The 20077-nt window shown below is 49.9% G+C and carries 20 protein-coding genes and 1 riboswitch; of the genes, 11 read left to right on the top strand and 9 right to left on the bottom strand.

Translation table 11 applies throughout. The annotated features are described in order from the left end of the window. Window positions 1-80: 80 nt before the first annotated feature. The 4 genes from LG384_RS13445 to yebS form a co-directional block, all read right to left on the bottom strand. Window positions 81-317: a YebV family protein gene (locus LG384_RS13445; protein WP_167493956.1), complete on the bottom strand. Its 237-nt coding sequence runs from the start codon at window positions 315-317 to the stop codon at window positions 81-83. A gap of 100 nt (window positions 318-417) precedes the next feature. Next, complete coding sequence (rsmF, locus tag LG384_RS13440; RefSeq protein ID WP_225761070.1) at window positions 418-1839, bottom strand: 16S rRNA (cytosine(1407)-C(5))-methyltransferase RsmF; 1422 nt, start codon at window positions 1837-1839, stop codon at window positions 418-420. Between the two features lie 203 nt (window positions 1840-2042). Then, window positions 2043-4676 carry a PqiB family protein gene (locus tag LG384_RS13435; RefSeq protein ID WP_045444028.1) on the bottom strand — a complete coding sequence of 878 codons (2634 nt, stop codon included), beginning with the start codon at window positions 4674-4676 and terminating at the stop codon, window positions 2043-2045. Further along, window positions 4645-5928, bottom strand: a complete 1284-nt coding sequence (gene yebS, locus LG384_RS13430) for a membrane integrity lipid transport subunit YebS (protein ID WP_225761069.1) — start codon at window positions 5926-5928, stop codon at window positions 4645-4647. Before yebS ends, LG384_RS13435 begins: the two co-directional genes overlap by 32 nt. Window positions 5929-6056: 128 nt before the next feature. On the opposite strand from yebS, the gene LG384_RS13425 reads away from it, so the two are divergent. The 4 genes from LG384_RS13425 (at window position 6057) to htpX (ending at window position 10480) form a co-directional block, all read left to right on the top strand. Continuing rightward, window positions 6057-6554: a GAF domain-containing protein gene (locus LG384_RS13425; RefSeq protein WP_045444023.1), complete on the top strand. Its 498-nt coding sequence runs from the start codon at window positions 6057-6059 to the stop codon at window positions 6552-6554. A gap of 96 nt (window positions 6555-6650) precedes the next feature. Beyond that, window positions 6651-7337 (top strand): RNA chaperone ProQ, encoded by a 687-nt coding sequence (proQ, locus tag LG384_RS13420; RefSeq protein ID WP_045444020.1) that lies wholly within the window; start codon window positions 6651-6653, stop codon window positions 7335-7337. 19 nt (window positions 7338-7356) lie between these two features. Continuing rightward, window positions 7357-9405, top strand: coding sequence for a carboxy terminal-processing peptidase (gene prc, locus LG384_RS13415; protein ID WP_225761068.1), 2049 nt, complete (start codon window positions 7357-7359; stop codon window positions 9403-9405). Between the two features lie 193 nt (window positions 9406-9598). Further along, a complete protein-coding gene (gene htpX, locus LG384_RS13410; RefSeq protein WP_045444014.1) occupies window positions 9599-10480 on the top strand; it encodes a protease HtpX in 882 nt (293 codons plus the stop codon). Between the two features lie 46 nt (window positions 10481-10526). On the opposite strand, the gene LG384_RS13405 is transcribed toward htpX, so the two are convergent. Continuing rightward, the gene (locus LG384_RS13405) at window positions 10527-11900 is read right to left on the bottom strand and encodes an MFS transporter (RefSeq protein WP_225761067.1); all 1374 of its coding nucleotides are present in this window, start codon (window positions 11898-11900) and stop codon (window positions 10527-10529) included. A gap of 175 nt (window positions 11901-12075) precedes the next feature. Here LG384_RS13405 and kdgR point away from each other — a divergent pair, with 175 nt between their 5' ends. Beyond that, complete coding sequence (kdgR, locus tag LG384_RS13400; protein ID WP_045444008.1) at window positions 12076-12867, top strand: DNA-binding transcriptional regulator KdgR; 792 nt, start codon at window positions 12076-12078, stop codon at window positions 12865-12867. A gap of 113 nt (window positions 12868-12980) precedes the next feature. On the opposite strand, the gene LG384_RS13395 is transcribed toward kdgR, so the two are convergent. Further along, on the bottom strand, window positions 12981-13220 hold the full coding sequence (locus LG384_RS13395) for a YobH family protein (protein WP_045444005.1): 240 nt from the start codon (window positions 13218-13220) through the stop codon (window positions 12981-12983). Window positions 13221-13384: 164 nt separating this feature from the next. On the opposite strand from LG384_RS13395, the gene mgrB reads away from it, so the two are divergent. The 6 genes from mgrB to rlmA all read left to right on the top strand — a co-directional run bounded on the left by mgrB (window position 13385) and on the right by rlmA (window position 17725). Then, the gene (gene mgrB / locus LG384_RS13390; RefSeq protein WP_045443992.1) at window positions 13385-13528 is read left to right on the top strand and encodes a PhoP/PhoQ regulator MgrB; all 144 of its coding nucleotides are present in this window, start codon (window positions 13385-13387) and stop codon (window positions 13526-13528) included. 74 nt (window positions 13529-13602) lie between these two features. Next, window positions 13603-13884: a YebO family protein gene (locus LG384_RS13385; protein ID WP_045443989.1), complete on the top strand. Its 282-nt coding sequence runs from the start codon at window positions 13603-13605 to the stop codon at window positions 13882-13884. A 637-nt stretch (window positions 13885-14521) separates the two neighbouring features. After that, the gene (locus LG384_RS13380; protein WP_003034983.1) at window positions 14522-14665 is read left to right on the top strand and encodes a DUF2627 domain-containing protein; all 144 of its coding nucleotides are present in this window, start codon (window positions 14522-14524) and stop codon (window positions 14663-14665) included. Window positions 14666-14677: 12 nt separating this feature from the next. After that, window positions 14678-14887 (top strand): transcription antiterminator/RNA stability regulator CspE, encoded by a 210-nt coding sequence (gene cspE / locus LG384_RS13375; RefSeq protein WP_001062678.1) that lies wholly within the window; start codon window positions 14678-14680, stop codon window positions 14885-14887. A 219-nt stretch (window positions 14888-15106) separates the two neighbouring features. Then, a complete protein-coding gene (gene ftsI, locus LG384_RS13370; RefSeq protein WP_048221309.1) occupies window positions 15107-16852 on the top strand; it encodes a peptidoglycan glycosyltransferase FtsI in 1746 nt (581 codons plus the stop codon). A 63-nt stretch (window positions 16853-16915) separates the two neighbouring features. Further along, entirely contained in the window at window positions 16916-17725 is an 810-nt protein-coding gene (rlmA, locus tag LG384_RS13365; RefSeq protein ID WP_045443980.1) for a 23S rRNA (guanine(745)-N(1))-methyltransferase, read from the top strand. On the opposite strand, the gene mntP is transcribed toward rlmA, so the two are convergent. The 3 genes from mntP to LG384_RS13350 form a co-directional block, all read right to left on the bottom strand. Further along, window positions 17722-18288 carry a manganese efflux pump MntP gene (mntP, locus tag LG384_RS13360; RefSeq protein ID WP_045449666.1) on the bottom strand — a complete coding sequence of 189 codons (567 nt, stop codon included), beginning with the start codon at window positions 18286-18288 and terminating at the stop codon, window positions 17722-17724. The genes rlmA and mntP overlap by 4 nt on opposite strands. Window positions 18289-18404: 116 nt before the next feature. Further along, window positions 18405-18505: riboswitch (yybP-ykoY riboswitch) on the bottom strand. A gap of 198 nt (window positions 18506-18703) precedes the next feature. Beyond that, window positions 18704-19162 carry a DUF986 family protein gene (locus LG384_RS13355; RefSeq protein ID WP_045443977.1) on the bottom strand — a complete coding sequence of 153 codons (459 nt, stop codon included), beginning with the start codon at window positions 19160-19162 and terminating at the stop codon, window positions 18704-18706. Window positions 19163-19222: 60 nt separating this feature from the next. Then, window positions 19223-20074 carry a PTS mannose transporter subunit IID gene (locus tag LG384_RS13350; RefSeq protein ID WP_045443974.1) on the bottom strand — a complete coding sequence of 284 codons (852 nt, stop codon included), beginning with the start codon at window positions 20072-20074 and terminating at the stop codon, window positions 19223-19225. Window positions 20075-20077: the final 3 nt, after the last annotated feature.

The raw sequence follows: 20077 nt of genomic DNA, 5'->3' as shown, positions 1-20077 counted from the left end.
TACCGATAGTGTAGAAGAGGTTGAAGCGAGGGGGAAATTAAGAAAAGAAATAACCCGCCTGGCGACGGGTTCTTTTTGAATCAGGCAAAACGCATGATCCAGGCATCTGACTTACGATCGTAGTGCTGACGGAATAGAACAGAATGTTCCCCATTAAGGAGTGCCGGGATGCTGGTATCGGCGTCCCAGGCATCCAGTTGCATGCATAAATCCGGATCGGATTTGCACGGAATGGTTAACGTTCGGTCTCCCGGCGATTCGCCATGTAACTCGGCGTCGTCGATTTCAAAAGCGCCAATGCGCACACTGGTTTTCATCATCGTGCTCTCCGTTGATTTGCTGGTTGTGGTACGACCAGTTAGGTCATCCATTTTTCAGCGTAGTCAACGTCAGCAAAAGCGCCAGTAAAAACGTGCGTTATCCGGTAAAGAGTTTGCCATCCCGGACAAGATCGCGCGGATAACTGTTCTTTAATCGCGAACCAATACGCTTCGCCAGACCAATTGGCTGCTGCTGGAATGTGACCAGCACGTCGTCGGTTGCCGGTGAGGTTTGCGGATAGACATCTCTGCCGCGATACCACTCTTCCGCTTCCTCAAGGGTCAGTTCGAACGCATTATTGTGATTCGGATTAGCAAGGGCGATCACTGCCTCATGCTGCCAGCGGTATCCTTTATTATGGGTTTCAGCCAGCTTGATCCCGAGGCGGGAAAAACGGACCCTACCGATCAGCGCTTCAATTTCTACGGGGAATAGCCAGAGCTCTTTATCACGTTGCCAGAGACGCAGATTATTATCCCATTGTATTGCACAGGCATTCGCCGCGGCGGTGATTTGCGCAGTTTCACGTCCTTTCAGCGGACTGAATGGAAAGTTTCCAACCTTGTATTTTGGGGCTGGCAGGGCGTGAATCGCGGCGGTTTTGCGCAAACGCGCGACAAAGAACCCTTCACAGTCGTAAATTTGCGGGAATACATGTAGAAATCCCTCCGGCGTGAGGGCACGTTCGGCTCCAGGAAATAAGTCACCCAATGGAAGAAACTCGACGGCATCTGGATAAGTTTCTATCAGCCACTGCATGATGGATTCGTTTTCTTCACGGTTTAAGGTGCACGTTGAATAAACCAGCGTGCCACCGGGACGTAAGGCGTGAAATGCGCTGTCGAGCAGTTCGCGCTGCGTGGCGGCAATCTCAAGATTACTTTCAACGGACCAGTTTTTCAGCGCATCGGGATCTTTACGCACCACGCCTTCGCCGGAACACGGAGCATCCAGTAAAATCGCATCAAAAGTTTCCGGAAGAGCAGCGCCAAACACGCGCCCGTCAAAGTGGGTTAAGGCGACGTTACTGATCCCGCAGCGGCTGATATTGGCATGCAGCACTTTAACGCGGCTGGCGGAAAACTCATTCGCCAGGATTGCGCCCTTGTTATTCATTTTTGCCGCTATTTGTGTGGTTTTAGAGCCAGGAGCTGCTGCGACATCCATCACACGATCCGGCATATTACCTTCGGCAAACAGCGCGGCAACCGGCAGCATTGAGCTGGCTTCCTGAATATAAAAAAGACCGCTTAAATGCTCAGCGGTGCTGCCCAGCGGCACTGACTCTTCATCACCACGTTCGATCCAGAAACCTTCCTCACACCAGGGAACTGGCGTGAGCGACCAGCCGTAAGGTGCAGTTAGGTCGAGAAAATCGGCAACGGAGATTTTTAGTGTATTCACGCGAATGCTGCGGCGTAACGGACGCTGGCAGGCGGCAAGAAAGTCATCGAAAGAGAGCGTGGAAGGCATTGCTTCACGCATTTGAGTCAGAAAGGCGTCTGGAAAATAAGCCACTTGGTCGCACCGGCAAAAAAACAGGTGCGCAGTTTAGCATATACCCTGAATATTTCGAGTTGCAGGACAACAACGCTTGCGCTGGCCGCTAAGGGTCGAAGCCACAGGCCAGTAACGCGATAAGCGAGTGAAACCAACTCACCTGCAACTTGAAGTATGAAGGGTATAAACGCTCCGGCGCGCGTACGCCGGAGCAGGGGACATTAGCGCGGCAGGGCGGTACCCCATTCGCGCCATTCTTTCGGTTCGCTCTCCAGCAACAGGAAGTGTTTACCCTCTTGTGCTTTTGGAGCCAGTGGAGTACCCGGTGGGGTAGCGAAGGCGATACCGCCGCGAATGAATTGGTTGAAGGTACCGGTTTTCACGACGCCGCCAGTCAGGCCGAAGTCGAGGTTGTAACCGGAGGCCAGCCAGAACACGGAATTATTACGCACCAGATGCTGATAGCGCTTGCTGATACGCATGGCGATCATTACGCGGTCAGAAAGTGAACCCAGCGTCAGTCCGGTGACGGTTCCCACTTCAATCCCTCTGAACAGGACTGGTGTACCGATATTTAGCGATCCAGCTTCTGATGCTTCCACCACGATGCTCAGGCCATCAAGGTAACGCGAATCAGTAATAGTGGCTTCTTGTAGTTCGAAATCGCGGCGTGGATTGCCTCGTCCTGGTTCAACATTAATGTAAGGTTGCAGGATTGTATCCAGGTGCTCCACGCCTGCGGCGGAGATTTGTGGAGTAATGACCGAGAAGCGGGTGCCGGCACGTGCAAAAGTCTGGACATACTCCGGGTATAGTACCGCTTTCGCCTGAACTTCGTTACGAGCAGTGATCAGTTCAAGAGTCTGGATCTGACCGATATCGATACCCAGGTAGCGAATCGGCATGCCTGCGGCGAGCTTGCCGGCATCGAATGCGTGCAAGGTAATTTGCCCCCCCACAGCACGCGCAGCGGTTTCAGAGGCATACAGGATACGTTTGTCGCCTTTGCGCTGACTGGCGCTGGCTCCGCTCAGGTTATCGAAGCTAATCGCACCCTTGAGCGCGCGCGACAGAGGGGATGCCTGCACGGTCAAACCGCTGCCGTTGAGTTGAACTTTTGCGCCACCTTCAGCCCAGAACACGCTGTTGCTGGTCAACAGATTGCGATATTCAGGTTTGATATGCAGATCGATGTCAAACGCCTCGGCACGAGGACGTACACTAATAACTTCGCCCACCTCAAATTTACGGTATAACACCACTGAGCCAGCTTGCACATCCGGCAGCGTTTCGGCACGCAGGCTGAGCGTGGTGGTCGGTAGATCGCTCAGGCTGTTTTCGATGGCTTTTTCCAGATTGGCATACAGCGGATAGCTGCTTTTCATTTCACCTTTCGTACCCGGTAAAATGCGAATGCCTCCGCTAATCCATTCGCTGGCGCTGGCGCCGAGGAACTCCACGCCATCAATACCTACTTTGACATCCACCCGGCTATTGACCACAAATTTACTGTCACCCAGCACCAGGTCGCGATGTTGCGGTTCGATGGCGACGGTAAAAGAGACGCCTTTGCTGGATAGGGTTCGTTCAATAACTTGTCCGACTTGTACACCGTGCAGGATCAACGGTTGCCCGGCATCAATGCCATAGCTTTCCGGTGCCGTCAGGGTGAACGTCATCACGCCCGGGTCATGAAGCAAGGATTTCTCGCCGGGAACAACCACAAACTGGCTTCGAGGCTCGCCCTCACCGGGCACCAGTTCGAAGGTTTTACCCGTGAGCAGTGAACTGAGATTCACATCGCTCAACGACAATTTGGGGCTGTGTAATTCGATACGCGTGTTCTCCCGCAGCAGCGTGACGACGCTGGGGTCGACTGTCATCTCACCGGTGACTTTACCCCCTGGATTCAAATCCAGTTTAGTGAGTTCGCCCACCTCCAGCCCCTGATACATCAATGCCGTTGAACCTGCTTTTAGACCATCGCCACTGGGGAGTTCGAGTTTCACTATCACGCCGCGTTGGCTGTGTGCCAGGTCTTGGTACAAACCGAAAGTATCGTCTGCGACGGCGGGTTGCGAATCCTCCGGTGAATCAAAGGCGATCGCGCCATTAACCAGTGCAGCCAGGCTTTCCAGTTTGACCTTCGCGCCGCTGAGGCTGACATCCGCATTTACACCGGAAACATTCCAGAAACGGCTGCCTTTTTTCACCAGATTGGTAAATCGGCGCTCAATCAGTACGTCGATAGTCACGCCCTGATTGTTGGGATTTATGGTGTAGTCATACACCCGGCCTACCGGTATTTTGCGGAAGTAAACTAATGAACCACTGTTGAGGGAGCCGAGGTCGGGCGCATGCAGATGAAGCATCAAATCGCCGTTGTTCAGGCGGTACTTTGGTTGCGTATCAAGCGCGACAAAATGATCCTCTGCTTCACCGGTTCCGGGCATCATTCCGATATAGTTACCGCCAACCAGTGCATCAAGGCCAGAGACGCCTGCCAGCGATGCTTTCGGCGTCACCAGCCAGAATTGTGTGTCTTTGCGCAGAGCATCTTTCATGCTGGATTTGATGCTAACCCGAACCTCAATCTTACGCAGATCTTTGCTGAGACTGATATCCTGCACTGTACCAACTTCGACACCCTGGTAACGAACGGGAGTACGGCCTGGTACAATGCCATCCGCAGACATAAAGTCGATGGTTACGGTGTTGCCGCGATCTTCATAGCTTCCCCAGATAAGCCATCCAGCGATCATCAATGCAATGATCGGCAGCAGCCAGAACGGAGAAATGCGGCGTTTTGTTTTAATCTGTGCTTCAGTCTGCGAAGCGGGCGTTTCCTGACTCATGTGCATTCCAAAGTAAGCGGCTGTCCAGCCATTCCACAGCAAGAATAGTCAATATTACCGCTGCGCCGAAATAAAACGCAGCCGGTCCCATAGTAAAAGCAAGTATCTGATCGCGGTTAATCAGCGACATAGTTAAGGCGATAACAAAGAGATCCAGCATTGACCAGCGGCCAATCCAGGTCACCATGCGCAGTAATAAGATGCGCGTGCGTAATCCTTGTTCACATTTAAAGTGGATGCTGAACAACAAAGTAAACATCACAATCACTTTGGTGAAAGGCACCAGGATACTGGCGATAAAGACGATTGCCGCGACGCCGACATTACTGTTGGCCAGAGACATGATCCCCGAGAGAATAGTGTCTTCCTGCCGGGATCCGTTAACGTATATGACCGATATAGGCAGCAGATTAGCAGGCAGGAGAAAGACAATCGAGGCTAACAGTGCAGCCCAGCACTTTTGGATGCTCTGATTCCTGCGCCAGCGCAGCGGAATATGGCAACGGGGGCAACGTCCGCGAGCATCGGGATAGCCTGTAAAGTGACAGCCAAGGCAGACGCGAAGCTTTTCATCAGGGCGACGGGCTGGTCTTTGCGGATAAAAACGTTCCCACAGTTGCTCAACATTGAGGTGCGATAGCGTCAGAATACTGAGGATCACCAACGCGATAAATGCAAAAAGCCCCACGCCGGGTTGCAGAAAAGCATAATCTTGCACTTTGATTGAAGCGACGCCAATACCCACCAGATAGATATCCAGCATGACCCACTCTTTAAGTCTTTCCAACATCAGCAATACCGGGCGCAGGTTCATACCGAGAATATTACCAAACCACAGATATGCGATTGAGGAGACGAGTATTATCGGCGCGCCGGCTACGCAAAATAGCACGATGGATGCGGTTAGCGGATCGCCTTGCCGGGTCATTTGCCAGATACCCTGTACCACATTAGCGTCAATACGGATGCCCAATAAATAGATGTGTAACAGTGGTTCTCCCCAGGCAAAGGGCATCAGTAGCAACATTGTGACGGCCATCGCCGCCAGTCGCGTCAATGACCAGTCGCGTCCGTCGCGGATTTTTGCCTGACAGCGAGGGCAGTATGCACTTTGGTGCGAACGCATTTTCGGCAAGCTAAATAGCGTGTCACATTCAGGGCACCGCTGATAATGTGCGCGGGGTAGCGCCTCACCGATGGACCTGATCGCTATTTTTTTCGATGGCTTGGTGCGCGGAGTATTTAAGGCCATGTATCGCAGATCAAAGTGTTAGAGTAATGTTATCTTAACTCATGACGGGAATGATCTTGAGCATTAACGCATTTAATGTTTATTTTAGTAGGCTGCAGTTTTGAGTAAGACAACTAAGTGATTACATAATGAACAAAATAGAGCTATACACGGATCTGAACCGTGATTTTCGCGCATTAATGGCAGGTGAAACCAGTTTTCTGGCAACGCTGGCGAATACCAGCGCTTTGTTGTACGAGCGTCTTGCAGAAGTGAACTGGGCTGGTTTTTACCTGCTCGAAAACGACACGCTGGTGCTTGGCCCTTTCCAGGGCAAGATCGCCTGCGTACGTATTCCGGTTGGTCGGGGGGTATGCGGCACCGCAGTGGCGCAGAACCAGGTTCAGCGCATTGAAGACGTTCATGCTTTTGATGGGCATATCGCTTGCGATGCGGCCAGCAACGCTGAAATTGTACTGCCGATAACGGTCGAAAATCAGATAATAGGCGTGCTGGATATTGATAGCACGGCCTTTGGTCGCTTTACTGAAGAAGATGAACAGGGGCTGCGTACGCTCGTGGCACAGCTTGAAACCGTGCTTGCAACGACGGATTACAAAAAATTCTTTGCTCCCGTCGCAGGATAATCAACGGATAACGTAGCAATTACTGATGGCGTCATTATAATGACGCCTGTTCATGCCTGCGCTTGTTGGCTACGTCCGTTGTAATCAGGAAATTTCATGGAAAATCAACCTAAGTTGAATAGTAGTAAAGAAGTCATCGCGTTTCTGGCCGAACGCTTCCCGCAGTGTTTTAGTGCGGAAGGCGAAGCGCGCCCGCTGAAAATTGGCATTTTTCAGGATCTGGTAGAGCGTGTTGAGGGTGAAATGAACCTCAGCAAGACTCAGCTTCGTTCTGCCTTACGTCTATATACTTCAAGCTGGCGCTATCTGTATGGCGTTAAGCTGGGCGCAACGCGTGTTGATCTCGACGGCAACCCATGTGGTGAGCTGGATGAGCAGCACGTTGAGCATGCGCGTAAACAGCTTGAAGAAGCAAAAGCTCGCGTTCAGGCGCAGCGTGCAGAGCAACAGGCGAAAAAACGCGAAGCGGCCGCTGCTGCGGGTGAAAAAGAGGACGCACCGCGTCGTGAGCGTAAGCCGCGTCCTGCTCCGCGTCGTAAAGATGCCGCTCCGCGTAATCCTCGCGCTGAAAAACCGGCTGCTCAGGCACCGCGTGCTCCTCGTGAAGAACAGCATACCCCAGTCTCTGATATTTCAGTGCTGAAGGTAGGGCAGTCTTTGAAGGTGAAAGCAGGAAATAATGCGATGGATGCCACCGTATTAGAAATCACCAAAGATGGCGTCCGTGTACAGCTGAATTCGGGTATGTCTTTGATTGTACGCGCAGAACACCTGGTGTTCTGAAACGGAGGCCTGGCCTGGCATGAACACTTTTTTTAGGCTTACCGCGTTAGCTGGTCTGCTTGCATTAGCAGGCCAGGCATTCGCTGTGGAAGACATCACGCGTGCCGATCAAATCCCCGTTTTAAAGGAAGAAACGCAGCATGCGACAGTGAGTGAACGTGTAACATCGCGCTTTACGCGTTCACATTATCGCCAGTTCGATCTGGATCCGGCGTTTTCGGCAAAAATTTTTGACCGCTATCTGAATTTGCTCGACTACAGCCATAACGTGCTGTTGGCGAGTGATATAGAGCAGTTTGCCAAAAAGAAAGCCGTCCTGGCTGATGAACTGCGTACGGGCAAGCTGGATGTGTTTTACGACCTCTATAATCTGGCGCAAAAACGTCGATTTGAACGCTATCAGTACGCATTAAGCGTGCTGGCGCGTCCAATGGATTTCACCGGTAACGACACCTTTAATCTTGATCGCAGCAAAGCGCCGTGGCCGAAAAGCGAAGCAGAGCTTAATGCTCTGTGGGACGGCAAAGTTAAATTCGATGAACTTAGCCTGAAACTGACCGGCAAGACCGATGCAGAAATTCGTGAAACGCTGACGCGTCGTTACAAATTTGCGATCCGCCGCCTGGCGCAGACTAACAGTGAAGACGTGTTCTCACTGGCTATGACCGCTTTTGCGCGCGAAATCGATCCGCATACTAACTACTTGTCCCCGCGTAACACTGAACAGTTCAATACCGAAATGAGTTTGTCTCTGGAAGGTATTGGTGCCGTTCTGCAAATGGATGATGACTATACCGTCATTAATTCTATGGTTGCGGGTGGCCCGGCGGCCAAGAGCAAGGCGATTAGCGTAGGCGATCGCATTGTCGGCGTAGGTCAGTCGGGTAAAGGCATGGTTGATGTCATTGGCTGGCGTCTTGATGACGTTGTAGCGCTGATCAAAGGACCAAAAGGCAGCAAGGTTCGTCTTGAGATCCTGCCTGCCGGTAAAGGCACTAAGACGCGTACTGTAACGCTGACGCGTGAACGCATTCGTCTGGAAGATCGTGCTGTTAAAATGTCCGTGAAAACCGTTGGCAAAGAAAAAGTCGGCGTACTGGATATTCCAGGCTTCTATGTTGGTCTGACGGACGATGTCAAAGTTCAGCTGCAGAAGCTGGAAAAACAGAATGTCAGCAGTGTGATTATCGATCTGCGTACTAATGGTGGTGGGGCGCTTACTGAAGCCGTTTCGCTTTCCGGTCTGTTTATTCCTTCTGGTCCGGTTGTTCAGGTTCGTGATAATAACGGTAAGGTGCGCGAAGACAGCGATACCGACGGCGTTGTTTACTACAAAGGTCCGCTGGTGGTGTTGGTTGACCGCTTCAGTGCCTCGGCATCGGAGATTTTTGCTGCGGCAATGCAGGACTACGGTCGTGCGTTGATTGTCGGTGAACCGACCTTCGGGAAAGGCACGGTACAGCAGTACCGTTCTCTGAACCGTATCTACGATCAGATGTTACGTCCGGAATGGCCTGCGCTGGGTTCAGTTCAGTACACTATTCAGAAGTTCTACCGTGTAAACGGTGGCAGTACGCAGCGTAAGGGCGTTACGCCGGATATCATCATGCCGACAGGTAATGAAGAAACAGAAACCGGTGAGAAGTTTGAAGATAACGCTTTGCCTTGGGATAGCATCGATGCGGCGACCTATACGAAGTCGGATAATTTGACGCCGTTCGGTCCTGAATTGCTGAAAGAGCATAATGCACGTATTGCGAACGATCCTGAGTTCCAGTACATCATGAAAGATATTGCCCGTTTCAATGCAATGAAGGATAAGCGCAACATCGCTTCTCTTAATTACGCCCAGCGTGAGAAAGAGAATAACGAAGATGACGCGATGCGTCTGGCGCGCATAAACGATCGTTTTAAACGTGAAGGCAAGCCGCCGCTGAAGAAACTGGACGATCTGCCGAAGGATTACCAGGAGCCGGATCCGTACCTGGATGAAACGGTTAAAATCGCGCTCGATCTGGCGCATCTGGAAAAAGATAAGCCAGCGGAACAGCCCGCAACAAGTCAGTAAAAACAAATAGGCACAAGAAATTGTGCCTGTTTTTTTTAACAAGCGCATGAAGTCGTCAGCCTGATACGATAAAATGTAAAGTTGTGTCTTTCTGGTGACTTAGCACGTATGCATGCTTGAAAATAGCTGTAAGACCCATACGATATGGGTAATCGCATAGTGCGTTTTGTTAAATTGAGGTTAAAAGAAAATTATGATGCGAATCGCGCTCTTCCTGCTGACGAACCTGGCTGTGATGGTCGTTTTCGGGCTGGTATTGAGCCTGACAGGGATCCAGTCAAGCAGCGTTCAAGGCTTGTTGATCATGGCACTGCTGTTTGGTTTTGGTGGTTCCTTCATTTCGCTGCTGATGTCCAAATGGATGGCGTTAAAGTCCGTTGGCGGGGAAGTGATTGAACAGCCCCGTAATGAAAGAGAACGCTGGCTGATGAATACTGTAGCCACACAGGCTCGTCAGGCTGGTATCGCTATGCCGCAGGTTGCTATCTACCATGCGCCAGATATTAACGCGTTTGCAACTGGTGCGCGCCGTGATGCGTCACTGGTGGCGGTCAGTACGGGCTTGCTGCAAAACATGAGCCCGGATGAAGCTGAAGCCGTTATTGCACATGAGATAAGCCACATTGCCAATGGCGATATGGTCACCATGACGCTGATTCAGGGCGTGGTGAACACCTTCGTAATCTTTATCTCGCGTATTCTCGCGCAGATTGCCGCTGGTTTTATGGGCGGAAACCGTGAAGAAGGTGAGGGCAGCAACGGCAACCCGTTAATTTATTTTGCGGTAGCGACGGTGCTGGAACTGGTGTTTGGTATTCTGGCGAGCATTATTACCATGTGGTTCTCGCGTCATCGTGAATTCCATGCGGATGCGGGTTCAGCAAAACTGGTTGGTCGTGAGAAAATGATTGCTGCACTGCAGCGTCTGAAAACCAGCTATGAGCCACAGGAAGCAACCAGCATGATGGCGTTCTGCATCAATGGTAAATCTAAATCGTTGAGTGAGTTGTTTATGACCCACCCTCCGTTGGATAAACGTATTGAAGCGTTGCGCAGTGGGGAATACCTGAAATAACCTGCGGAAGCATGAGAGAAAAGCGCGTCCCTGGACGCGCTTTTTTTTACCCCTGAACCCGAGGTTGCGTAATACGTAAACCACTCACAATCGCGGCTACCGTGGCCAGAACACCTGCCGTCATTAACGACATGTGAGTCCCACTGTCACCAAACTGATTCAGCATCAACGCGACTAACGCCGCACCGCTGCTTTGTCCCAGCAAACGTGCCGTCCCTAACATACCGCTTGCGCCTCCGCTACGATCCCGGGGGGCCGACATGATGATAGTATGGTTATTTGGTGACTGGAAAAGGCCAAATCCGGCGCCACAAAGTATCATCGGCCAGATGATATTAAAATCAGACGGTGAAGCGGGTAGTAGCATCAGCGAGAAAAGGCCAACAGCCATTGTCGCCAGCCCCATCGCACCCAATAGTCCGGCATGTACCCGTTCAATTAAATAGCCAGCAAGTGGGGCCATGACCATGGTGGCTAGCGGCCAGGGAGTCAATAGCAAACCTGTTTCCACTTCACTGCGACCCAACACGGTTTGCAGGTAAAAGGGGAGTGACACCATAGCTAACATCTGAGCGCAAAAAGAACAGATAGACGTGCCGATAGACAATGAGAAAAGTGGGATACGCAGCAAGTCGACCGGCAGCAGAGGGACTGGCAGTGACAGTTGACGGCGAATAAAGAAAAAACCGACCACGATCATCATCGCCAGTTCTATACCAATGAGCGTCAAAGACTGTCCCTGCGCAAATCCACTGAGTGCGGTAATCAGCAATCCGAAGGTCAGGGCATTCATCACCGCGCTCGGTAAGTCAAAACGTGGTGTTGACTGCCGGGCAGCATTGGCCGGTAAAAAACGCATTGCCAGTAGTAACGCAATAATCCCCAACGGCACGTTAATCAAAAATAACCATTTCCATGACGCAACGGACAGTATTGCCGCGGCAATTGTAGGACCAGCTGCTGAAGAGACCGCCACAATAAAGGAGTTAATGCCCATCCCCCGGCCAAGCTGGCGTTGGGGATAAATAAGTCTTATCAGCGCCGTATTAACGCTCATTAGCGCTGCCCCGCCAAAACCTTGAGCCACTCGCGCCAGCGTTAGCATTTGTAAGGAATCTGATAAGGCACAAAATAATGAAGCGAACAGAAAAATGACCAACCCACATTTATAAATACGTCGGTAGCCAAACATATCGCCCAAAAATGAGAGTGACAGGAGTGAGACGACAATCGCAATTTGATAGGCGTTAACGACCCAAATTGAACTGGCTGCGGAGGCCTGAAGATCTGCGGCAATCGTCGGAAGAGCAACGTTAGCAATTGCACCATCCAGCACTGCCATAGAGATACCAATAATAATGGTTAAAATTGCGCCATATCGCTGGGGCAATGGCAGGCCATCGGCCTGGATTCTTTCCATAGGAAGTCAATGTTGTCGGGTATGATGATGAGAATAATGATATTAGCATTGATATTCAGGCGTTATGTCGCAGATTTGTAACTAAGTAAGCAAAGATGGATTGCGAGGGGCATTGCGTGAAATTATAATAAAAACCGGTTCTGATTTTTATAAAACACTCGTAATGAGGTGATAAATGGCAATCGCAGATCTGGATAAACAACCCGATTCTGTATCTTCCGTGCTGAAGGTTTTTGGCATCCTGCAGGCGCTGGGTGAAGAGCGCGAAATTGGTATTACCGAACTGTCGCAACGCGTCATGATGTCGAAAAGCACCGTTTATCGCTTTTTGCAGACCATGAAAACGCTGGGGTATGTGGCACAAGAAGGGGAGTCTGAGAAATATTCGCTGACCCTGAAATTGTTTGAGTTGGGCGCTCGCGCGTTGCAAAACGTTGATTTGATTAGAAGCGCTGACATTCAGATGCGCGAACTTTCGCGTCTGACAAAAGAGACTGTGCATCTGGGGGCTCTGGACGAAGACAGCATTGTCTACATTCATAAAATCGACTCGATGTACAATTTACGCATGTATTCTCGCGTAGGTCGCCGTAACCCATTGTACAGTACAGCTATTGGTAAAGTACTGCTGGCCTGGCGTGACCGTGAGGAAGTGAAGCAGATCCTCGATGGTATTGAGTACAAACGCAGCACTGAGCGCACAATAACCAATACTGATGAGCTGCTGCTGTTGTTAGATAAAGTGCGTGAGCAGGGCTACGGCGAAGATAATGAAGAGCAGGAAGAAGGTCTGCGTTGCATCGGCGTACCAGTGTTTGACCGTTTCGGTGTCGTGATTGCGGGACTGAGTATTTCATTCCCGACCTTGCGTTTCTCCGAAGAGCGCTTACATGAGTATGTCGCGATGTTGCACACAGCAGCGCGTAAAATTTCAGAACAAATGGGTTATAACGACTACCCATTCTGATCTGGCTAGTTTTCGACATGTTAAAAAGCCCCAGATATTTTTCCGGGGCTTTTTTAATAGTCAATATAAGTTGAAGATGTAATAAATAACTTACCGGCTATATTGCTCTTATATTAACCGTTATCGACAACCACTGTGCTTTTGCGTAACACGGGGCAATCAGACAGACCGATGATACCGCTGTTGCTGTGAACGTACTGTGCGGTACTGGTGCCACGTGCGGTCAGATACTGGCATTGCAGACCGAGACCTGCCGCGTTCTCCTTGCTTCCTATCAAAACTCCGTAGCCACTGAGTAATAAACCAATCCAAACCAGAGCCAACAATACAATAGCGCGAATAATCAGACGCATTACAACCTCTTATCTTTTCTCGTTATTATAAGATTAGCTTGTACACTGGATGAAACAAGTGAATCATTCCTAAAAATATTTAATGCCGCTACAGTTAACGCTGGGTTTAGGTAACGCGTGATAATTTAGCAGCATAAAATCTGGATTCGGAGAGTGGAGTTGGAGTGAAAAAAATTCGATGGGTGGTTCTGATAGTTGTCGTGCTGGTGGGCATACTGATGTGGGCGCAGGTGTTCAACATCATGTGCGATCAGGACGTACAATTTTTCAGCGGCATTTGCGCCATCAATAAATTTATTCCCTGGTAAGCGCATTTTTGCAACAGTTGATTACCTTCTTGTGCGGCAGTGGTAAACTACGCTGTCTACATTGAGGTGGTGAAATGAACGAAGTTTTGAACTCTGGCGTGTTGAATTTTGCGTCTTTAGTTGTATCGGTGGTGGTTCTGGTAATCGGGCTTGTGCTGTGGTTTTTCATCAATCGTGCAAGTTCACGTACTAATGAGCAGATTGAGTTGCTCGAAGCATTGTTGGAGCAGCAAAAACGACAGAACGCTTTGCTTCGTCGTCTTTGTGAAGCTAACGAGCCCGAGAAGGCAGCAGAGCCTGCGGTGCAAAAACAGGATGAAGATGACGACATCATCCGCCTGGTAGCAGAACGGTAGTAACCAGAAAGACAGGGTGAGAGTCTGCTGACATTGTTCTCAGATGCTTCATCCTGTCGACAACAATATCAAGATCATTTTCCGCTGTCTCGGTTGTGCAATACACGTGTGATCATGCACACAACGTCACTTCTCCAGACCCCTGACCAATTAATTCCTTATTCCTGAAATGGCTTAAATATAATTATCCATACGTTAATAATATGATTATTGCATTTTTGTGATAGCGATCGTTTTTATTATCAGCGAAACGTTTCTCTAACTTTTTTGTGCATTGTCATCATTCTTTCATTATTTTTCTGCAAAATCAGAATGCGGATCCCATTTTTACCGTTGTGATAATTTATGCATTACTAAGCATAAAAAATGATATTCAGCACACGACGCATCAGAGAATCTGGAACAACCGAACCTATTGAGCTATGGTAGAAATGTCCCGGCAATGGCGCAAGCCAGTTGGGGCAGGGCGAGGGCGGTATGGATATATCCTTACTCGATTTGGCGCATAACTGTGCAGTCGCTGTTTGATGAACTTCTGGATTTGTGCGACCGATCGAGACACGTTTAAAAATGGCTTGCCATTATTATCGTTGTATGTGATAACACGTTTTGGGTTAAACGAGGTACAGTTCTGTTTATGTGTGGCATTTTCAGTAAAGAAGTCCTGAGTAAACACGTTGACGTTGAATACCGCTTCTCTGCCGAACCTTATATTAGTGCCTCAAGCAGTAATGTCTCAGTTTTATCTATGTTATGCCTGCGGGCGAAGAAAATACTCTAAGGAATTTTGCAAATGGCAAAGATTAAAGGTCAAGTTAAGTGGTTCAACGAGTCTAAAGGTTTTGGTTTCATTACTCCTGCTGACGGCAGCAAAGACGTGTTCGTACACTTCTCTGCAATCCAGGGTAACGGCTTCAAAACTCTGGCTGAAGGCCAGAACGTTGAGTTCGAAATTCAGGACGGCCAGAAAGGTCCGGCTGCTGTTAACGTAACAGCTATCTGATCGATACCACTGATTTGAAGCGCCCAGGCGCATCAACCTCAGATATAAAGCCTCGCATATGCGGGGCTTTTTAATTCAAATTACGTCAAAACATTTCTGAATGCCTTCCCATTAGCGCTTTGTTGCAAAGGCGCGATGTTCGTAGCATTGTTTTTCCCGCTTTCTCTCGTCAATTCCCGTTAAATCAGTCACCTGAAAAACTATCTTGCTGGAGGTCGGGTGAAAAAGAGAAACGACGGCGATACACGCAATTTTACTCCCGTACGTTTTGCCCTGCTCTGCGTGGCAATATTGTTGAGTCTGGGGTTGTTACTTGGTCGGGTGGCATGGCTGCAAATTGTTACGCCAACGAGTCTGGTAAAACAGGAAGATATGCGTTCTTTACGTGAGGTGACAACGGCCTCGCCACGCGGAATGATTACTGACAGAGAAGGGCGTCCGCTGGCAGTAAGCGTACCGGTTAATGCTGTCTGGGCCGATCCTAAGATCATTATTAGCAAGGGGGGCGTTGGATATAGCGAACGCTGGCAAGCGCTGGCAAAGACGCTGCATCTGTCGCTTAGTACACTGGCTGCACGGGTTAACAGCAATCCTGCCGGACGTTTTATCTACCTGGCTCGACAGATTTCACCTCAGCAAGCTGAATGGATCGATAAGCTCAATCTTCCGGGTATCAATCTGCGCGAAGAGACCCGTCGCTTCTATCCCGCAGGGCATGTCGCTGCCAACCTGATTGGCTTTACTAACATTGATGGTCAGGGTATCGAAGGGATTGAGAAAAGCTTCAATGCCCAGTTGATGGGTAAACCGGGTTCCCGGCTGGTACGTAAAGACAAATTTGGGCATGTAATAGAAAATATCACCGAAGTAATGCCGGTACCTGCACATGAATTGCAGCTTAGTATTGATGAACGTTTGCAGACAGTAACCGAGGACGCGCTGGACAATGCCGTTACGTGGAACAGGGCAGAGTCCGGTGCTGCAGTGCTGGTCAGTATTGCCACGGGTGAAATTCTCTCTATGGCAAGTTTCCCTGACTTCAACCCCAACAACCGCGACGGTGCGGTGCTGGATGATTTTCGCAATCGTGCGATTAGCGATACTTTTGAGCCTGGCTCTACCGTCAAGCCGCTGGTAATTATGACGGCTCTTCAACAGGGAATTGTGCAGCCAGACAGCGTGATAGATACTCATCCTTTTTATGTCGATGGGCATCGCATTCGTGACGTAGGATTTTATCCTGAACTATCTTTGACCGGTATTTTGCAAAAGTCGAGCGATACTGGTGTCTCCCATCTCTCACTTGCAATGCCCGTACAGCGCTTGCTTGATACTTACAAAAGCTTTGGTTTTGGCGATCCTACCGGGTTGGGATTAACCGGTGAAAGCAACGGTCTAATGCCTCAGAGGCGTTACTGGAGCGATCTGGACCGTGCAACTTTCGCGTTTGGTTACGGTTTGATGGTGACGCCGCTACAGCTGGCGCATGTTTATGCCACGATTGGCAGCTTTGGCATTTACCGACCGCTTTCCATCACCCGTATCGACCCGCCGGTCATTGGCAGACGCGTCATGCCGGAAGCGTTAGTTCATCAAGTTGAACATATGATGGAAAGTGTCGCTTTACCTGGTGGCGGGGGAACAAAGGCTGCGGTGAGAGATTATCGGGTTGCGGTTAAAACCGGTACGGCGAAAAAAATTGGCGATGACGGTAAATATGTCGATAAATACGTGGCCTATACCGCAGGTGTCGCTCCGGCAAGCGACCCTAAATTTGCACTGGTGGTCGTTATCAACAACCCACAAAATGGGGCTTACTATGGTGGCGCAGTATCGGCTCCTGTATTTAGCCAGATAATGGGGGACGTTCTGCGTCTGGAGAACGTTAAACCGGATGGAATGCCCGCCGACTCGAGCCATTTGCTGGTTATGCACGACGATAAGCTCTCTGCACCATCGTTGTAAGTTATTTTCCCGGGGCGTAATTCGCGTTACACTTGCGCCCCGAAGTCATCAGCCGGAGTTGTCATGTCGTTTTCCTGTCCCCTTTGCCATCAATCTCTTACTCAAGATAAAAACAGCTTTATATGCCCTCAACGGCATCAGTTTGACGTGGCTAAAGAAGGGTATGTCAACTTACTTCCTGTTCAGCATAAGCGGTCGCGCGATCCCGGTGACAGCGCAGAAATGATGCAAGCACGCCGGGCATTTCTCGATGCCGGACATTATCAGCCGCTGCGCGATGCGATTGTGAATGTACTGAAAGAAAGACTCGTGTCAGAGCAGGCGGCGATTCTTGATATCGGCTGTGGGGAAGGGTATTACACGCATGCTTTTGCCGACGCGATAACGGGCAACTCAACATTCGGTCTGGATGTTTCAAAAGTGGCGATTAAGGCCGCAGCCAGGCGGTATCCGCAGGTGACATTTTGCGTAGCATCAAGTCATCGTTTGCCATTTGCTGATGCATCAATGGACGCCATTGTCAGGATTTATGCCCCCTGCAAGGCGCAAGAGCTTGCCAGGGTTGTTAAACCTGGCGGATGGGTGATTACGGCCACGCCGGGACCGCGTCATTTAATGGAGCTGAAAGGGCTGATCTATGACGACGTGCGTCTGCATGCGCCCCATACCGAGCAACTGGAAGGCTTTGACCTGCAACAGAGCATTGCGCTGGGATATCAGATGCAACTGAGCGGCAGTGAGGCAGTGGCATTACTGCAAATGACACCGTTCGCCTGGCGGGCAAAACCGGAGGTCTGGGAGACGCTGGCGGGGAAAACGACATTTGACTGCCAGACAGACTTTAGCATTCATATCTGGCAGCGTGAAAATTAACCGTGGAAATGTGCCCAGAGGATCTGGGCACCGATGCCAATCAGTACCAGCCCACCCAGAATTTCAGCCCGTTTGCCCAACATCGGGCCGATAAAGCGACCAATCATCATTCCCAGTGTAGACATTATTAGCGTGGCACAGCCTATGGCCAGGGCAGTTGCGATGATGTTTACCTGCAGGAAAGCCAAACCCACACCGACAGCCATCGCATCCAGACTGGTGGCAATCGCGGTAGTGACCAGCAGCCAGAAACCATGTCGACGCTGCGGCTCTTCATCTTCATCATCGTTGTCGCGGAAGCCTTCAATGATCATTCGTCCGCCCAGAAAAATCAGCAGGATGAACGCAATCCAGTGGTTCCATTCGAGTACAAATTTACTTGCCAGCATGCCCATACCCCAGCCGATCAGCGGCGTGAGTGTTTCAACTGCGCCAAAAATAAGGCCAGTACGCAGGGCTTCGGAGAATTTGGGTTTATGTAGGGTGGCACCTTTGCCAATCGATGCTGCGAAGGCATCCATCGACATGCCGAAAGCGAGAAGAACAGTAGCGGTGATATTCATAACAGCGTCCTGACCGGGGTATCCATATAACACATCACTGCCCCCAGTAACCATACATGTCAGAACACGCGGTTCATAAAGCATGCATTGCAGTTGATGTGTCTATGGTCTCGCCTGACTAATTATGATTAGTCCGTACGTGCCACGTCTTGCGACGAGTATGTTGACACGTACATTTCCGGATTCTGGAAATCGGCTACTCCCCAACGACGGGCGCAACCTTAACATATTTTGAGAATATAAAACAAGAAAGGGGGAAATATTATTTGACTTCTAATTGAAAACGATTTTCATTTAGATTTAAGTGTGGATAAAACGTTAAAATAAATAACATTCATAGCGCCAGAATATAGCCTTAGCTATGTTGTGTTTTCGGTGAAATACAAAAAAACATAGTTTAGGCTATCTTTTTAACTTATTGATTTGAAATTAAAAGTTTATATATTTTTTCGAGATCGTCTATATTTCGTACGCGAATGAGCAATCGTCTCTGTTCTAATTGCATTACCAGTACGCCATCTTCAGATAAATTCATTTCTTTTATCCGGTTATATTCAATCCAGACATTGGCGAAGAAGAATCCTTTTTGTTTAAAGATGATTTTTGGGGTGCGGATCCAGAACAGATATATCCCCATTAGTACCAGTGCACATAATAACCATGTGGTGAATTGCGCCCCGTGGCTGGTGATGTTGTTGTAGATAAGAATAACGATCAGCCCAATGAAGATGACGCTATCAACACGGCTACGAGGAAGCAGGGGAACTGCGAGCAGAGTAGGGCCATTACGGCGGGGCATGATGAACTGATCGTAAATAGCAAACGCCAGTAGCGATAAGATAAAAAGAACCAGCACCAGGTCCGTGATAGTCATGAATCCTCAACCCTCTAAATAGAAAAACCGGGGGCATGCCCCCGGTGATGTACAGCACCCTTACAGGCCGAGCAGGCCGACAGAGTAACCCGCGATACCGATGACGAAGAAGCCAACGATGATCCACAGGGCGTTAACTTTCTTACGTAGCAGCCACATACAGGCGAAGGTCAGCAGCAGAGGCACCAGGCCCGGCATCAGCTGGTCAAGGATAGTCTGCACGGTGGTAACGCGAGTCTGACCATCCTGACCGGTGATAGTGGAAACCACCAGCGGAATGTTTACATGCGTCCACTTGTTAACCAATGCTCCCATGACAAACAGGCCGAGGATTGACGCCCCCTCAGTCAGTTTCTGCAGGAAGCCGCCGCCCATATCTTTAACGATATCGACACCTTTGCGGTAACCGTAAGCCACGCCGTAGTAACGCGTAGCCAGACGAACCAGGTTAAACAGGATAAAGAACAGCAACGGACCCAGCAAGCTGCCACTCATTGCGATACCGGCGCCAAGTGCGGCAAATACCGGACGAACGGTTCCCCAGAAAATAGGGTCGCCCACGCCTGCCAGCGGTCCCATCAGACCAACTTTGATACCGTTAATAGCACCATCGTCGATATCTGCGCCGTTAGCACGCTGCTCTTCCATCGCCAGCGTTACGCCGAGTACTGGTGCCGCTACGTACGGGTGGGTGTTGAAGAATTCCAGGTGACGCTTAATAGCCTGTTTACGTGCGTCGTTGTTCTCCGGATACAGACGGCGGATAGCCGGTACCATGGAGAAGCAAAAACCCAGCGCCTGCATACGTTCGAAGTTCCATGACCCCTGAAACAGGTTAGAACGAATGAACACGCCACGAATGTCACTCGGAGTGAGTTTTTTCTCGGTGGTAGTTTTAGTCATATCAACCATTTC

The organism is Citrobacter sp. Marseille-Q3906 (assembly GCF_916618775.1).
Lineage (GTDB): Bacteria > Pseudomonadota > Gammaproteobacteria > Enterobacterales > Enterobacteriaceae > Citrobacter > Citrobacter murliniae.
This window is presented reverse-complemented; position numbering and strand designations above follow the sequence as displayed.

Coding starts and splice junctions, on each gene's coding strand:
- LG384_RS13445 (WP_167493956.1), bottom strand. CDS start 317: ATGAAAACCAGTGTGCGCATTGGCGCTTTTGAAATCGACGACGCCGAG.
- LG384_RS13435 (WP_045444028.1), bottom strand. CDS start 4,676: ATGAGTCAGGAAACGCCCGCTTCGCAGACTGAAGCACAGATTAAAACA.
- yebS (WP_225761069.1), bottom strand. CDS start 5,928: ATGGCCTTAAATACTCCGCGCACCAAGCCATCGAAAAAAATAGCGATC.
- LG384_RS13425 (WP_045444023.1), top strand. CDS start 6,057: ATGAACAAAATAGAGCTATACACGGATCTGAACCGTGATTTTCGCGCA.
- proQ (WP_045444020.1), top strand. CDS start 6,651: ATGGAAAATCAACCTAAGTTGAATAGTAGTAAAGAAGTCATCGCGTTT.
- prc (WP_225761068.1), top strand. CDS start 7,357: ATGAACACTTTTTTTAGGCTTACCGCGTTAGCTGGTCTGCTTGCATTA.
- htpX (WP_045444014.1), top strand. CDS start 9,599: ATGATGCGAATCGCGCTCTTCCTGCTGACGAACCTGGCTGTGATGGTC.
- LG384_RS13405 (WP_225761067.1), bottom strand. CDS start 11,900: ATGGAAAGAATCCAGGCCGATGGCCTGCCATTGCCCCAGCGATATGGC.
- kdgR (WP_045444008.1), top strand. CDS start 12,076: ATGGCAATCGCAGATCTGGATAAACAACCCGATTCTGTATCTTCCGTG.
- LG384_RS13395 (WP_045444005.1), bottom strand. CDS start 13,220: ATGCGTCTGATTATTCGCGCTATTGTATTGTTGGCTCTGGTTTGGATT.
- LG384_RS13385 (WP_045443989.1), top strand. CDS start 13,603: ATGAACGAAGTTTTGAACTCTGGCGTGTTGAATTTTGCGTCTTTAGTT.
- LG384_RS13380 (WP_003034983.1), top strand. CDS start 14,522: ATGTGTGGCATTTTCAGTAAAGAAGTCCTGAGTAAACACGTTGACGTT.
- cspE (WP_001062678.1), top strand. CDS start 14,678: ATGGCAAAGATTAAAGGTCAAGTTAAGTGGTTCAACGAGTCTAAAGGT.
- rlmA (WP_045443980.1), top strand. CDS start 16,916: ATGTCGTTTTCCTGTCCCCTTTGCCATCAATCTCTTACTCAAGATAAA.
- mntP (WP_045449666.1), bottom strand. CDS start 18,288: ATGAATATCACCGCTACTGTTCTTCTCGCTTTCGGCATGTCGATGGAT.
- LG384_RS13355 (WP_045443977.1), bottom strand. CDS start 19,162: ATGACTATCACGGACCTGGTGCTGGTTCTTTTTATCTTATCGCTACTG.
- LG384_RS13350 (WP_045443974.1), bottom strand. CDS start 20,074: ATGGTTGATATGACTAAAACTACCACCGAGAAAAAACTCACTCCGAGT.